The sequence below is a fragment of the Streptomyces sp. RKAG290 genome (genome assembly GCF_023701695.1).
Lineage (GTDB): Bacteria > Actinomycetota > Actinomycetes > Streptomycetales > Streptomycetaceae > Streptomyces.
The window spans coordinates 1,528,876-1,541,952 of record NZ_JAJOZC010000001.1 but is presented as its reverse complement, the minus strand read 5'-3'; the positions used below and the strand labels follow the sequence as shown (position 1 = coordinate 1,541,952).

Genomic DNA, 13,077 nt, shown 5'->3' with positions numbered 1-13,077 from the left:
CAGGTCCACGGCACGGCCGGATAAGCTTTGGCCCCGATGGACACGGAAGCAAGGCCCAAGGAGCGCGACCGTTCCTCCGCACCCGCAACAGGGTCGGAGGAGGGGTCGCGCTCTTCGCGTATCCCGCGCCGGATCGCCGCCTCGATGTCGTGGCGGCGCGCCCTCTCCCTCGGTGCCCTCTGCGCGGTCTTCGTGCTGCTCCTCAGCTCCTTCGTGGTGCAGCCCTTCCTGATCCCCAGCCGCTCGATGCAGCCCACGCTGCAGGTCGGGGACCGGGTGCTGGTCAACAAACTGGCGTACCGTTTCGGCTCCGTACCCCGGCGTGGCGACGTGGTGGTCTTCGACGGCACCGGCTCCTTCATGCAGGAGGCGCCGCAGGAGAATCCCGTCACCGGGCTGCTGCACGGGGCGGCGGCTTCCCTGGGGCTCGCGGAGCCCGCCGAGACCGACTTCGTGAAGCGGGTGGTGGGTGTGGGGGGCGATCGGGTGGTCTGCTGCGACAAGCGGGGGAGGGTCGAGGTGAACGGCCTGCCGGTGGACGAGCGCTATCTGTTCGCGGGCGACGAGCCGTCCCGGGCCCCGTTCGACATCGTGGTGCCCGACGGCACGCTCTGGATGATGGGCGATCACCGCAGCCGCTCCAGGGACTCCCGTGACCACCTGGGCGAACCGGGAGGCGGCATGGTGCCGGTCGACGAGGTGATCGGCAGGGCCGACTGGCTCGGCTGGCCGCTGGGCCGGCTGGGATCCCTGCCGGACACCGCGGCCTTCGACGGCGTCCGGACGCCGGGGGCGACGCATGGGTAACCACGGGCGGCCGCACGACGCTGCGGATCCCGGGATACCGCTCCCCACCGGCACCAGGCCCACGGTTGCCCGTTCGCTGCCCACCCGGGCGGAGCGGCGCAAGCTGGCCCGCAAGGTGAAGCGGAAGCGGCGCCGGTCGGCCGTTAAGGAGATTCCCCTCCTCATCACCGTCGCGCTGCTGATCGCGCTGGTCCTCAAGACGTTCCTGGTGCAGGCCTTCGTGATTCCGTCGGGGTCGATGGAACAGACCATCCGGATCGGCGACCGGGTCCTGGTGGACAAGCTGACGCCCTGGTTCGGGTCCCGGCCCCAGCGCGGCGACGTCGTCGTGTTCAAGAACCCCTCGGACTGGCCGCCGCCGAATCCGGTGACGGCGACGGAGTCACCTGTCGTCATCAAGCAGGTGAAGGAGGTGCTGACCTTCATCGGCCTGCTGCCTTCCGACGACGAACAGGACCTGATCAAGCGGGTGGTCGCGGTCGGGGGCGACACGGTGAAGTGCTGCGACAAGGACGGCCGTCTCATGGTCAACGGACAGGCTGTCGACGAGCCCTATCTGTTTCCCGGCAATCCCCCCTCCACGATCAAATTCGAGGTAAAGGTTCCGGTGGGGCGAATCTTCGTCATGGGCGACCATCGCTCCAATTCCGCCGATTCGCGTTTCCATCTGGACAAGACGGCCGACGGCACGGTTTCCGAGGACGCCGTAGTGGGACGGGCCGTGGTGATCGGCTGGCCCCTCGGACACTGGCGGAAGCTGGAGGAACGTTCGGCGTTCTCCTCGGTCCCGGACGCGCGCGCCGGGACGGCGGCTGCCCCCGCACCGTCGAATAGTGTGTCCCAGGATCCCAACGCAATGATGCGGCTCCCGACCCCTGCGGAACTCCCGCTCGTTATGGGTGTGGTGGGCCTGCACCGGCTAGGGCGCAGGCGGTGGCACGGAATAAGGAGCAGATGTGGGGGATTTGGCGGTGGGCGCACGATCCGGGCACGACGAACCCGAGGACCGGCCGGACAATCCGGAGAATGCCGAGTCGGCCGGGACGACGGCGGACCGGGCGGAGAGTGACGGCGTTTCCCCGGGCAGTGGCAGTACGGCCCCGAAGAAGCCCCGCTCCTTCTGGAAGGAACTGCCCCTCCTCATCGGCATTGCGCTGATTCTCGCGCTGCTGATCAAGACGTTCCTGGTGCAGGCGTTCTCGATTCCCTCGGACTCGATGCAGAACACCCTCCAGCGGGGCGACCGGGTGCTGGTCGACAAGCTGACCCCGTGGTTCGGCTCGGAGCCGGAGCGCGGTGAGGTAGTGGTCTTCCACGACCCGGGCGGCTGGCTGGAGAACGCCCCGGCACCCGACCCGAACGTGGTGCAGAAGTTCCTGAGCTTCATCGGGCTGATGCCGTCCGCCGAGGAGAAGGACCTGATCAAGCGGGTCATCGCGATCGGCGGTGACACGGTGGAGTGCAAGAAGAACGGTCCGGTCACGGTCAACGGCAAGGCGCTGGACGACAAGTCCTTCATCTTCGAGGGGAACACCCCTTGCGACGACGAGCCGTTCGGCCCGATCAAGGTTCCCAAGGGGCGTATCTGGGTGATGGGTGACCATCGTCAGAACTCCCTCGACTCCCGCTACCACCAGCAACTGCCGGGCGGTGGCACGGTCTCCACGGACGAGGTCGTCGGCCGGGCCGTCGTGGTCGCGTGGCCGGTCAACCGATGGGCGACACTGCCGATCCCGAAGACGTTCGACCAGCCGGGTCTGAACGCCGCGGCGGCGATGGCGCCCGGCGCGCTCGGTGTCGCGGGAGCCGTGCCGCTCGTGCTCTGGCGCAGGCGCAGCAGGGCCGGGCTCCAGCGGCAGCAGTAGGAAGACCGGGCCCGGCTCTCCGCCTCCACCGGCCCGGTGCGGCGGCTGCCCGGGGAACCCCCGTTCGTTGTACGGGGCAACGGGCCGCTGATCGCACGGCCTGGTGGGCAGGCGTTGGCGCAGAGTGAGGAATGAATGTGAGCGACGTGGCAGACGGAGCACGATCCGGGCACGGGCAGTCCACGACGAGGCCCGAGCCGCCCGCCGGGTCCGCCTCCGACCCTGTCGGCGAGACCGGGGACCCGGACGAGCCGGCAGGCGCGCACCCCGTGGACCGGAGTCGTCGCAAGGCCGCGAAGAAGCCCCGCCCCTTCTGGAAGGAGCTGCCGCTGCTGATCGGCATCGCGCTTGTTCTCGCGCTGCTGATCAAGACGTTCCTGGTGCAGGCGTTCTCGATTCCCTCGGACTCGATGCAGAACACGCTGCAGCAGGGCGACCGGGTGCTGGTCGACAAGCTGACCCCGTGGTTCGGCTCGGAGCCGGCCCGCGGTGAGGTGGTGGTCTTCCACGACCCGAGCGGCTGGCTGGACGGGGAACCGACTCCTGAGCCGAATGCGGTGCAGAGCTTCCTGAGCTTCATCGGGCTGATGCCGTCGGCGCAGGAGAAGGACCTGATCAAGCGGACCATCGCGGTCGGCGGTGACACCGTGCAGTGCAAGAAGGGCGGGCCGGTCGAGGTCAACGGGAAGGCGCTCGACGAGCCGTACATCTTCCCAGGTGGCACGCCGTGCGACGACATGCCCTTCGGGCCCTTCAAGGTGCCCGACGGCAAGATCTGGGTGATGGGCGACCACCGGCAGGACTCCTCGGACTCGCGCTATCACACCAACGACGCGAACAAGGGCTTCGTGCCGGTCGGCGAGGTCGTCGGGCGGGCCGTGGTGGTGGCCTGGCCGGTCGGCCGATGGGCCACGCTGCCGGTCCCGGACACCTTCGACCAGCCCGGCCTGAGCGCCGCGGCGGCGGTGGCACCGGGTGCCCTCGGCATCGCCGGCGTCCTGCCGATCGCGATCTGGCGCCGGCGGAGGCTGACCAGCGGGCGTACCGCCGGGTAGGGTGCCGACTCGGATCAGCGATTGTCGATCTCCGATGGGGGACGCTGGGATGAGTGGAACAGGACGTACGGAAGACGGCCGCGGCCGGCTCGGCAGCATGCTGTCGGGACTGGCGGTGGCCGTCGGCTGTGTGCTCTTCCTCGGCGGCTTCGCCTGGGCAGCTGTGGTGTACCGGCCCTACACGGTGCCGACCGAGTCGATGACACCGACGGTGAACGCCGGCGACCGGGTGCTCGCGCAGCGGGTGGACGGCGCCGAGGTGCGCCGGGGCGACGTGGTGGTGTTCACGGACCCGGCCTGGGGCGATATGCCGATGGTGAAGCGCGTCGTCGGAATCGGCGGCGACAAGATCGCCTGCTGCGAGAAGGACGGCCGCCTCACGGTCAACGGCATACCCATCGAGGAACCGTATCTGCAGACGGCGGGCCTCGCCTCGTCGAACGACTTCACGGCCAAGGTGCCCCAGGGCCAGCTCTTCCTCCTGGGTGACGACCGCCGGGTCTCGCTGGACTCCCGGGTCCATCTGGAGGACCGAGGACAGGGCTCGGTGCCCCGCAGCGCCGTGACGGCCCGGGTGGACGCCGTCGCCTGGCCGCTGGGGAGCATGATCGGACGGCCCCGCGCCTTTGCCGCGCTGCCCGGCGGGGTGTCGTCGGCGGGACCGCTCAAGCTTCAGCTCGGGGCCGTGGTCGGGGGAGTGGTGCTCATTCTCGTCGGTGCCGGGTACGGCCCGGTCGCCGCCCGGTCCGGCCGGTCGAAGCGGAACAAGCAGGGGAAGGTGCCTGCGGGTGTCCGCTGAGGCCCGAAAGGTCGCCCGCCTGGTCCTCCTCGATCCGGACGACCGCATTCTGCTGATGCACGGGTTCGAACCGGAGGACCCGGCGAGCACCTGGTGGTTCACTCCGGGCGGCGGCCTGGAGGGCGGCGAGACCCGGGAGCAGGCGGCGCTGCGCGAGCTTGCCGAGGAGACCGGGATCACGGACGTGGAGCTGGGTCCGCTGCTCTGGACGCGGAGGTGTTCGTTCCCGTTCGACGGCCGGCGCTGGGATCAGGACGAGTGGTACTTCCTCGCCCGCACGACCCAGACCGTTACGGACACGAGTGGGCAGACGGTACTGGAACGGCGCAGTGTCGCGGGTCTGAGGTGGTGGACCTCCGCCGAACTGTCGGTGGCGCGTGAGACGGTGTACCCGACCAGACTCGCCGGGCTGCTGCGCACGCTGCTCGACGAGGGTCCTCCGCGTACGCCGTTGGTTCTGGCCCCCGAATCCGCCTGAGCGTCCGGGGCGCCGGGGCCTGGCGCACAATGGGGGAACGCACGGCTGAAGGGGAACATGCCAATGAGCGCCGAGGACCTCGAGAAGTACGAGACCGAGATGGAGCTGAAGCTCTACCGGGAGTACCGCGATGTCGTCGGTCTGTTCAAATATGTGATCGAGACCGAACGGCGCTTCTACCTCACCAACGACTACGAGATGCAGGTGCACTCGGTCCAGGGTGAGGTGTTCTTCGAGGTGTCCATGGCGGATGCCTGGGTCTGGGACATGTACCGGCCCGCACGGTTCGTCAAGCAGGTCCGGGTGCTGACGTTCAAGGACGTCAACATCGAGGAGCTGAACAAGAGCGATCTCGAACTTCCGGGTGGCTGAGTTATCCACATCCGCTGACTTGTCCACCAAGATCCACTGAAGGCGGGCGGACGCGTCAGAGTCGGTGCCGGAGGTGGTGCCGATATGAACGCACGGGGGCACTCGGGCGGTTCGGCGAGGATCTGGCGGCGCGGCTGCTGACGGACGCCGGCATGTCCGTACTGGAGCGGAACTGGCGCTGTCGCGCAGGCGAGATCGACATCGTCGCGCTGGACGGCGACGCGCTCGTCATCTGTGAGGTGAAGACGCGCAGGGCGGGTGCCTTCGAGCACCCGATGGCCGCGGTCACACCGGCCAAGGCGGACCGCTTGCGGCGGCTGGCCGAGATCTGGCTCGACCGGCACGGCGGTCCGCCGCCCGGCGGGGTGCGGATCGACCTGGTGGGCGTGCTGCTGCCCGGACGAGGGGCGCCGGTCGCCGAGCATGCGCGGGGGGTGGCCTGATGGGTTTCGCGCGTGCCTGCTCGGTGGCACTGGTCGGTGTCGAGGGCGTGGTGGTGGAGGTCCAGGCGGACCTCGAGCCCGGCGTGGCGGCGTTCACCCTGGTGGGGCTGCCGGACAAGAGCCTGGTGGAGAGCCGGGACCGGGTCAGGGCCGCCGTCGTCAACTCCGGGGCGGAATGGCCGCAGAAGAAGCTCACGGTAGGTCTGTCCCCGGCCTCCGTGCCCAAGAGTGGCTCCGGCTTCGATCTCGCGGTGGCTTGTGCGGTGCTCGGCGCGGCCGAGCGGATCGAACCCGCGTCGATCGCCGATGTGGTGATGATCGGGGAGCTGGGGCTCGACGGGCGGGTGCGGCCGGTGCGCGGTGTGCTTCCCGCGGTCCTGGCCGCGGCCGAGGCCGGATACCGGCAGGTGGTCGTCCCCGAACAGACCGCGGGGGAGGCGGCCCTTGTGCCCGGCATCTCCGTGCTCGGGGTGCGGAGCCTGCGTCAGCTGATCGCCGTGCTCTGCGACGAGCCGGTGCCCGAGGAACCGGAGGCCCACGACCAGGGGCGTCCCGACACCATGCTGGCCGGGCTCATGGTGCCCGGTGCCGGAATGGGCACCGGCATCGCCAGGGGTTCGGCACCGGGCGAGGGGCACCGGCCGGACCTGGCGGACGTCGCGGGTCAGGAGCGGCCGCGCATGGCGCTGGAAGTCGCCGCGGCGGGCGGCCACCACCTCCTGCTCTCCGGACCTCCGGGTGCGGGCAAGACCATGCTCGCCGAACGCCTCCCCGCGATCCTGCCGCCCCTGAACCGGCAGGAATCCCTTGAGGTGACCGCGGTGCACTCGGTGGCCGGCATCCTGCCGCCGGGCGAACCCCTCGTCTCCCGCGCCCCGTACTGCGCGCCGCACCACTCGGCGACCATGCAGTCGCTGGTCGGCGGTGGCAACGGGCTGCCACGGCCCGGCGCCGTTTCGCTGGCTCACCGCGGCATTCTCTTTCTGGACGAGGCGCCGGAATTCTCGGTACGGGCCCTGGACGCGCTGCGCCAGCCGCTGGAGTCGGGGCATGTGGTGGTGGCGCGCAGCGCCGGGGTGGTGCGGTTGCCGGCCAGGTTCCTGATGGTGCTGGCCGCCAACCCCTGCCCGTGCGGGCGGCACACCCTCAGCGGGGCGGGCTGCGAATGCCCTCCCTCCTCGGTCCGGCGCTACCAGGCCCGGCTCTCGGGGCCGCTGCTCGACCGGGTGGACCTGCGAGTGGTCGTCGAACCCGTCAAGCGCGCGGATCTGATGGGGCGGGGCGACCGGGGCGAGACGACCGCGACAGTCGCCGCCCGGGTGCGGGCGGCCCGGGTACGGGCGGCGGAGCGGCTGGCCGGCACCCCCTGGACCACCAACAGCGAGGTGCCGGGGCACGAGTTGCGGACCCGGCTGGTGGCGGCACCGGGCGCGCTGATGGCGGCCGAGCGGGACATGGAACGAGGCCTGCTCACCGCGCGCGGCCTCGACCGGGTGCTGCGGGTGGCGTGGACGGTCGCGGATCTACGGGGCGCCGACCGCCCGGACGCCTCGGACATCGCGGTGGCCCTGGAGCTGCGGACCGGGATTCCGCGTGGGGCGGCGATGGGGGCGGGGGCGTCATGACCGTGCAGGGCGGGGCGGAGGGGAGCGGCCGGGCACCCGGCGACGACGACGACGGCGTCGGCCGGCCGACGGGCGGTGCGTCGGGGGTGGCGGCCGAGGCACGGGAAGCGAACGTGGAGCGGGGGGTCACATGGCCGGGGACGGGCGATGGGGAGGGGCGGGTGTGGGGTTCTGGGGCGGTGGGTGACGGGGAGGGGCTGACACGGGCCTCCGGGACGGTGGGTCACGAGGAGAGGCGAGCTCAGGATTCTGGGCCGGTGGGCGACACCGAGGGGGTGGCTCGGACTTCTGGGACGGTGAGTGACGGGGAGGGACAGGCTCAGGATTCCGGGATGCTGCCGTTTGCGCCGGGCTCGGAGGGCGGCCAGGAACGCCTGCCGGGGGCTTCCGGGACGGTGGGGGATCGGGAGCGGCTGGCGCGGGCCGCGCTGACCCGGGTCATGGAGCCGGGGGACGAACGGGGTGGCCGCTGGCTGCGCGAGTGCGGCGGTGTGGAATTGATGCGGCGGATCACGGCCCGGGACGGGTCGGCCGAGCAGTTGCGCGGCATGACTCCGAAGCGTCTCGCCGGATATCGGCTGCGGGCCGAGACGGTCGAGCCCGAACGGGATCTGGCCGCGGTCGCCGCAGCGGGCGGGCGGTTCGTCTGCCCCGGCGACCGGGAGTGGCCGAGTCAGCTGGACGACCTGGGTGACACCAGGCCGACCGGGCTATGGGTGCGGGGGAAGGCCGATCTGCGGCTCTGGGCGCTGCGTTCGGTCGCGGTGGTCGGTGCCCGCGCCTGCACGCCGTACGGGGCGCACATGGCGACGGCTCTCGGGGCGGGGCTCGCGGAGCGGGGGTGGGTGGTCGTCTCGGGTGCGGCCTTCGGCGTCGACGGGGCCGCCCACCGGGGCGCCCTCGCCGCAGGTGGGGCGACCATGGCGGTCCTGGCCTGCGGCGTGGACGTCGCCTACCCCCGAGGACATGCCGAGCTGATCGGGCGCATGGCCGAACAGGGTCTCGTCATCGGTGAACTGCCGCCGTCCGCTCACCCCACCCGCAGCAGATTCATCCTCCGGAACAGGGTGATCGCCGCGTTGACGCGCGGAACCGTCGTGGTCGAGGCCGAGTACCGCAGCGGTTCACTGGTCACGGCCCGCTGCGCCCAGCGGCTCGGCCGCTTCACCATGGGCGTTCCGGGGCCTGCCACCAGTGGTCTGTCAGCAGGCGTTCATGAACTCCTGCGGGGCGAGGGCGTGCTGGTGACGGATGCCGCGGAAGTCGCCGAACTGGTCGGTGACATGGGGGAACTCGCCCCGCCCCGGCACGGGCCGGTGCTTCCGCGGGACCTTCTGGACGCCGTCTGCACCCGGGTCCTGGACGCGCTGCCGGCCCGCGGCGCCGCCGACGGACGCGAGGTGGCGCGCGCCGCGGGAACGAGCGCCGACGAGGCACTCGGCAAGCTGTACGAACTGCACTCACTGGGGTTCGTCGAACGTCATGGCGAGGGATGGCGGTTGACGCGGCGGCCGACTTGCAATGACGGCGCGCGGCGAGGCGGTCCTTGACCTGGAGCATTCGGGTGAAAAGGTGATGCCGATGACCCCGGCGGACCGTTCGGCAGCGCCTCCGGGGCCGGCGCATGAGGCGCCGGCCCCGGACGCCAGTCATGTCCTCGTCCGGGTGTGCGGTCGTGTCCCGCGCCGCGTCCCGTGTCGTGTCCGCTCGCCCGGAACCGCGCAGCATCGATCCCTTATCCTGCGCGCACTGCAACAACTCAGTCACGCTACGCTCACAAGGATTCCGCCCCAGACGCAAGTCCCCCAGCACTTCACAGCAGAACGGCTCAAGGCACCACATGCCCCAGCACACCTCCGGGTCTGACCGCGCGGCAGTACCACCGGCTGCGCGTGGCACTGTGCGCCCTCCCGCCCCCTCCTCGCTCGACGAGTTGTGGCGCTCGTACAAGACGACGGGCGACGAGCGGCTGCGGGAGCAGCTGATCCTGCACTACTCGCCTCTGGTGAAGTACGTTGCCGGCCGGGTGAGCGTGGGCCTGCCGTCCAACGTCGAGCAGGCCGACTTCGTTTCCTCGGGGGTGTTCGGACTGATCGACGCGATCGAGAAGTTCGACATCGAGCGCGCGATCAAGTTCGAGACGTACGCGATCACCCGCATCCGGGGCGCGATGATCGACGAACTCCGGGCGCTGGACTGGATCCCGCGTTCCGTGCGCCAGAAGGCGCGGGCCGTGGAACGCGCCTACGCCACGCTGGAGGCGCGACTGCGGCGCACTCCGTCGGAGGCGGAGGTCGCCGCGGAGATGGGCATCACGCTCGAAGAACTGCATGCGGTTTTCAGCCAGTTGTCGCTCGCGAACGTGGTCGCGCTGGAGGAGCTGCTCCACGTGGGTGGCGAGGGCGGCGACCGGCTGAGCCTGATGGACACGCTGGAGGACACCGCCGCCGACAATCCGGTGGAGGTGGCCGAGGGCCGTGAGCTCAGACGGCTGCTTGCCCGTGCGATCAATACCCTCCCGGACCGGGAGAAGACGGTCGTCACCCTGTACTACTACGAGGGCCTCACCCTCGCCGAAATCGGGAACGTCCTCGGGGTCACCGAGAGCCGGGTCAGCCAGATCCACACCAAGTCGGTGCTCCAGTTGCGCGCGAAACTGGCCGACGCCGGACGCTGAAACCCGTCCCGGAGCATCCCGGGATCGCCCTCGGCCGCTCCCCGGACCGGTCCCCGAATCGCTCTCAGGCCTCCTCGGACCGTCCCCCGCAGAGCCCGCTCCGGCCACCGATCCGGGCCGCCCTCCCCCTCCAGGGCACCGGCCGCCGTAGAGTGGACGCGTGCCCAGGATTCGAGCGGCCTCCGTGGCCGAGCACCGGACCATGCAGCGCGGCGCCCTCCTGGACGCGGCGCGTTCCCTGCTGTCCGAGGGGGCACGGAGGCGCTGACCTTCCCCGCCCTCGCCGAACGCACCGGCCTCGCCCGGTCCTCCGTCTACGAGTACTTCCGTTCCCGTGCCGCCGTCGTCGAGGAGCTCTGCACCGTCGACTTCCCCGTCTGGGCAGCCGAGGTGGAGAACGCGATGGAGCGGGCGGGAACGCCCGAGGAGAAGATCGAGGCATACGTACGGCGGCAGCTCGATCTGGTGGGGGACCGGCGCCACCGGGCCGTCGTCGCGATCTCGGCGAGCGAACTGGACGCGGGCGCGCGGGAGAAGATCCGCGCCGCGCACGGCGGACTGATCGCCATGATCGTCCAGGCGCTCGGCGACCTCGGCCACGAGCAGCCCCGTCTGGCGGCCATGCTGTTGCAGGGCTCCGTGGACGCCGCCGTGCGACGTATCGAGCTGAGTGTGGCGGAGGAGCCGGACGTGATCGCGGACACCGCCGTGGCCATGATCCTTCGCGGTGTGCGTGGCGCCCCGGACGCCCCACAGGGCTGACGCCGACGCATCACCGCGGCGCCCATCAGTACCGCGGGGGCACCGGATCGGCCATCCGTCGTCACCGCCCCGGAGGCACGGTCCCCGCTGGGCGGCAGCGCCCCTGGGGTCGTCGGCTCGGCCAGGCCGGACGTCTCCGAGTCCCCGCTGGGCGGCGGGGTACCTGCGCTCCCGGGCTCGGGCACGCCGGATACCGGCAGCAGCCGGGACGGCCCGCGCCGCAGCAGTGAGGGCGGCAGCAGCGACAGCGGGTCCAGGTACGCGGCCGCGCGGCGCAGGCCCCAGTGCAGACAGCCCGAAGCGCAATGGGATGGCCCCGCCTCCATGACCGCCACCACTTGGCCCGCGGTGACCTCGTCTCCCTTCGCCACCAGGGACCGCACCGGCTCGTACGTGGTCCGCAGCGGCGGATCGCCCGTTTCCGAGAGCTCGATCGCCAGCACCCCGCGCCCCCCGACTCCGCCCGCGAACGAGACCCGGCCGGAGGCGGCCGCGAGCACCGACGTACCGGGCCCGGCGGCGAGGTCCACCCCACGGTGTCCCCGCCCGTAGTCGGTGGCGGGCGGCTCCCACCCCGTACGACCACGGGCCGGCCCTCCAGTGGCCAGCCCCGGCCAGGATCCGCCGGACGCACCGGCACAGGAGAGTCCGCCGGACGCACCGGCACAGGAGGGTCAGCCGCACCCACCGGCAAGCGTGCCGTCCCACCCGCGGGCGGGTGCTCCCCGGCCGCGGCCGGGGCGGGCGCCCCGCAGTACCCCATCGCGAGCAGTACCGCCGCTGCCGCCGCAGACGCTGCCCGCACCAGGCGTCCGGGCCTGCCGCCCCATACGTCGCGGCCGCCGTTCCGGGCCCGGCGGGCGGCCCGGGCAGATGTGTTTCGCATGGCGACACCGTCCCCCGGCAGACCGGTTCGCGGGGATCATGGACCGGATCTGTGGACTACCGGCTGGTTGTGGACAGCTCCGTCACCCGGCACTCGACGGGTCCCGTACACTTCTTGTGGCGATCCGGGTCACCGGGTCGACTTCGCACGCCCCGCCATCTCTCTCTGGAGGTGGCCGCGCCCCTCGGTCCCTCGTGGCACGGCGCGTCGGGGCGTCAGGCGCGGCTGCAAACCTGCGGTCGCGATAACCGAGCACCTCAAGGAGTACGGCCATGGCCGTCGTCACGATGCGGGAGCTGCTGGAAAGCGGCGTCCACTTCGGTCACCAGACCCGTCGTTGGAACCCGAAGATGAAGCGCTTCATCTTCACGGAGCGCAACGGCATCTACATCATCGACCTGCTCCAGTCGCTGTCGTACATCGACCGCGCCTACGAGTTCGTCAAGGAGACCGTCGCCCACGGCGGCTCCATCATGTTCGTGGGTACGAAGAAGCAGGCGCAGGAGGCCATCGCCGAGCAGGCGACGCGCGTCGGCATGCCGTACGTCAACCAGCGTTGGCTCGGTGGCATGCTCACCAACTTCTCCACCGTCTACAAGCGCCTTCAGCGTCTGAAGGAGCTTGAGGTCATCGACTTCGAGGACGTGGCCGCTTCCGGCCTCACCAAGAAGGAGCTCCTGGTCCTCTCGCGTGAGAAGGCCAAGCTGGAGAAGACCCTCGGTGGTATCCGCGAGATGCAGAAGGTGCCGAGCGCCGTCTGGATCGTCGACACCAAGAAGGAGCACATCGCCGTCGGTGAGGCGCGCAAGCTCCACATCCCGGTCGTCGCGATCCTGGACACCAACTGCGACCCCGACGAGGTCGACTACAAGATTCCGGGCAACGACGACGCGATCCGCTCCGTCACCCTGCTCACCCGCGTGATCGCCGACGCCGTCGCCGAGGGCCTCATCGCCCGTTCCGGCGCTGCGACCGGCGACTCGAAGCCGGGCGAGAAGGCCGCCGGCGAGCCGCTCGCCGAGTGGGAGCGTGACCTGCTCGAGGGCGACAAGAAGGCCGACGCCGAGGTGCAGACCTCCGCCGAGACCGAGAAGGTCGCGGACGCCGCCGAGACGCCGGCCGAGGTCGAGGCCGACGCTGCTGCCGAGGCTCCCGCCGAGGCCCCCGTTGCCGAGGCCCCCGCCGAGGCCCCCGCCGCCGAGGCTCCGGCCGCGGACGGCGAGCAGGCCTGACACCCGTCACGGCTGACGACGGCGGGGGCCGGTGCCACAGGCACCGCCCCCGCCGTTCACCCGTAGATCTTTCAGA

Annotated in this window: 12 protein-coding genes and 2 pseudogenes; 13 read left to right on the top strand and 1 reads right to left on the bottom strand. The window is 71.1% G+C overall.

Annotated features, from left to right (window positions below; genetic code table 11):
- The first annotated feature begins 36 nt into the window (after positions 1–36).
- The 12 genes and pseudogenes from lepB (LNW71_RS06555) (at position 37) to LNW71_RS06500 (ending at position 10,883) form a co-directional block, all read left to right on the top strand.
- Positions 37–807 carry a signal peptidase I gene (lepB, locus tag LNW71_RS06555; protein WP_250967374.1) on the top strand — a complete coding sequence of 257 codons (771 nt, stop codon included), beginning with the start codon at positions 37–39 and terminating at the stop codon, positions 805–807.
- On the top strand, positions 800–1,876 hold the full coding sequence (gene lepB, locus LNW71_RS06550) for a signal peptidase I (protein ID WP_250967373.1): 1,077 nt from the start codon (positions 800–802) through the stop codon (positions 1,874–1,876). The genes lepB (LNW71_RS06555) and lepB (LNW71_RS06550) overlap by 8 nt, the downstream gene beginning before the upstream one ends.
- Positions 1,773–2,672, top strand: a complete 900-nt coding sequence (gene lepB / locus LNW71_RS06545) for a signal peptidase I (RefSeq protein WP_250971916.1) — start codon at positions 1,773–1,775, stop codon at positions 2,670–2,672. The genes lepB (LNW71_RS06550) and lepB (LNW71_RS06545) overlap by 104 nt, the downstream gene beginning before the upstream one ends.
- Positions 2,673–2,803: 131 nt before the next feature.
- Positions 2,804–3,727 carry a signal peptidase I gene (gene lepB / locus LNW71_RS06540; protein ID WP_250967372.1) on the top strand — a complete coding sequence of 308 codons (924 nt, stop codon included), beginning with the start codon at positions 2,804–2,806 and terminating at the stop codon, positions 3,725–3,727.
- A gap of 49 nt (positions 3,728–3,776) precedes the next feature.
- A complete protein-coding gene (gene lepB, locus LNW71_RS06535) occupies positions 3,777–4,526 on the top strand; it encodes a signal peptidase I (protein ID WP_250967371.1) in 750 nt (249 codons plus the stop codon).
- Positions 4,516–5,004 (top strand): NUDIX hydrolase, encoded by a 489-nt coding sequence (locus LNW71_RS06530; protein WP_250967370.1) that lies wholly within the window; start codon positions 4,516–4,518, stop codon positions 5,002–5,004. The genes lepB (LNW71_RS06535) and LNW71_RS06530 overlap by 11 nt, the downstream gene beginning before the upstream one ends.
- Before the next feature lie 63 nt (positions 5,005–5,067).
- The gene (locus tag LNW71_RS06525) at positions 5,068–5,376 is read left to right on the top strand and encodes a DUF2469 domain-containing protein (protein WP_003965949.1); all 309 of its coding nucleotides are present in this window, start codon (positions 5,068–5,070) and stop codon (positions 5,374–5,376) included.
- 122 nt (positions 5,377–5,498) lie between these two features.
- Positions 5,499–5,819 (top strand): YraN family protein, encoded by a 321-nt coding sequence (locus LNW71_RS06520; RefSeq protein WP_250971915.1) that lies wholly within the window; start codon positions 5,499–5,501, stop codon positions 5,817–5,819.
- The gene (locus LNW71_RS06515; RefSeq protein WP_250967369.1) at positions 5,819–7,444 is read left to right on the top strand and encodes a YifB family Mg chelatase-like AAA ATPase; all 1,626 of its coding nucleotides are present in this window, start codon (positions 5,819–5,821) and stop codon (positions 7,442–7,444) included. Before LNW71_RS06520 ends, LNW71_RS06515 begins: the two co-directional genes overlap by 1 nt.
- Before the next feature lie 332 nt (positions 7,445–7,776).
- Positions 7,777–8,994: a DNA-processing protein DprA gene (gene dprA / locus LNW71_RS06510; protein WP_250967368.1), complete on the top strand. Its 1,218-nt coding sequence runs from the start codon at positions 7,777–7,779 to the stop codon at positions 8,992–8,994.
- 290 nt (positions 8,995–9,284) lie between these two features.
- Complete coding sequence (gene whiG / locus LNW71_RS06505; protein WP_250967367.1) at positions 9,285–10,121, top strand: RNA polymerase sigma factor WhiG; 837 nt, start codon at positions 9,285–9,287, stop codon at positions 10,119–10,121.
- A 184-nt stretch (positions 10,122–10,305) separates the two neighbouring features.
- Positions 10,306–10,883, top strand: a pseudogene (locus tag LNW71_RS06500) (TetR/AcrR family transcriptional regulator).
- A gap of 308 nt (positions 10,884–11,191) precedes the next feature.
- On the opposite strand, the pseudogene LNW71_RS36850 reads toward LNW71_RS06500, so the two are convergent.
- Positions 11,192–11,383, bottom strand: a pseudogene (locus tag LNW71_RS36850) (M23 family peptidase); the annotation flags it as partial.
- A gap of 658 nt (positions 11,384–12,041) precedes the next feature.
- Between LNW71_RS36850 and rpsB the strand changes: the two are divergent.
- Entirely contained in the window at positions 12,042–13,001 is a 960-nt protein-coding gene (gene rpsB, locus LNW71_RS06490; RefSeq protein ID WP_250967366.1) for a 30S ribosomal protein S2, read from the top strand.
- Positions 13,002–13,077 lie beyond the last annotated feature (76 nt).

Bases quoted from the DNA above. Each gene is read 5' to 3' on its own strand.
- lepB (WP_250967374.1), top strand. From the start codon at position 37: ATGGACACGGAAGCAAGGCCCAAGGAGCGCGACCGTTCCTCCGCACCC.
- lepB (WP_250967371.1), top strand. From the start codon at position 3,777: ATGAGTGGAACAGGACGTACGGAAGACGGCCGCGGCCGGCTCGGCAGC.
- whiG (WP_250967367.1), top strand. From the start codon at position 9,285: ATGCCCCAGCACACCTCCGGGTCTGACCGCGCGGCAGTACCACCGGCT.
- rpsB (WP_250967366.1), top strand. From the start codon at position 12,042: ATGGCCGTCGTCACGATGCGGGAGCTGCTGGAAAGCGGCGTCCACTTC.
- lepB (WP_250967372.1), top strand. From the start codon at position 2,804: ATGAATGTGAGCGACGTGGCAGACGGAGCACGATCCGGGCACGGGCAG.
- dprA (WP_250967368.1), top strand. From the start codon at position 7,777: ATGCTGCCGTTTGCGCCGGGCTCGGAGGGCGGCCAGGAACGCCTGCCG.
- LNW71_RS06515 (WP_250967369.1), top strand. From the start codon at position 5,819: ATGGGTTTCGCGCGTGCCTGCTCGGTGGCACTGGTCGGTGTCGAGGGC.
- LNW71_RS06525 (WP_003965949.1), top strand. From the start codon at position 5,068: ATGAGCGCCGAGGACCTCGAGAAGTACGAGACCGAGATGGAGCTGAAG.
- lepB (WP_250967373.1), top strand. From the start codon at position 800: ATGGGTAACCACGGGCGGCCGCACGACGCTGCGGATCCCGGGATACCG.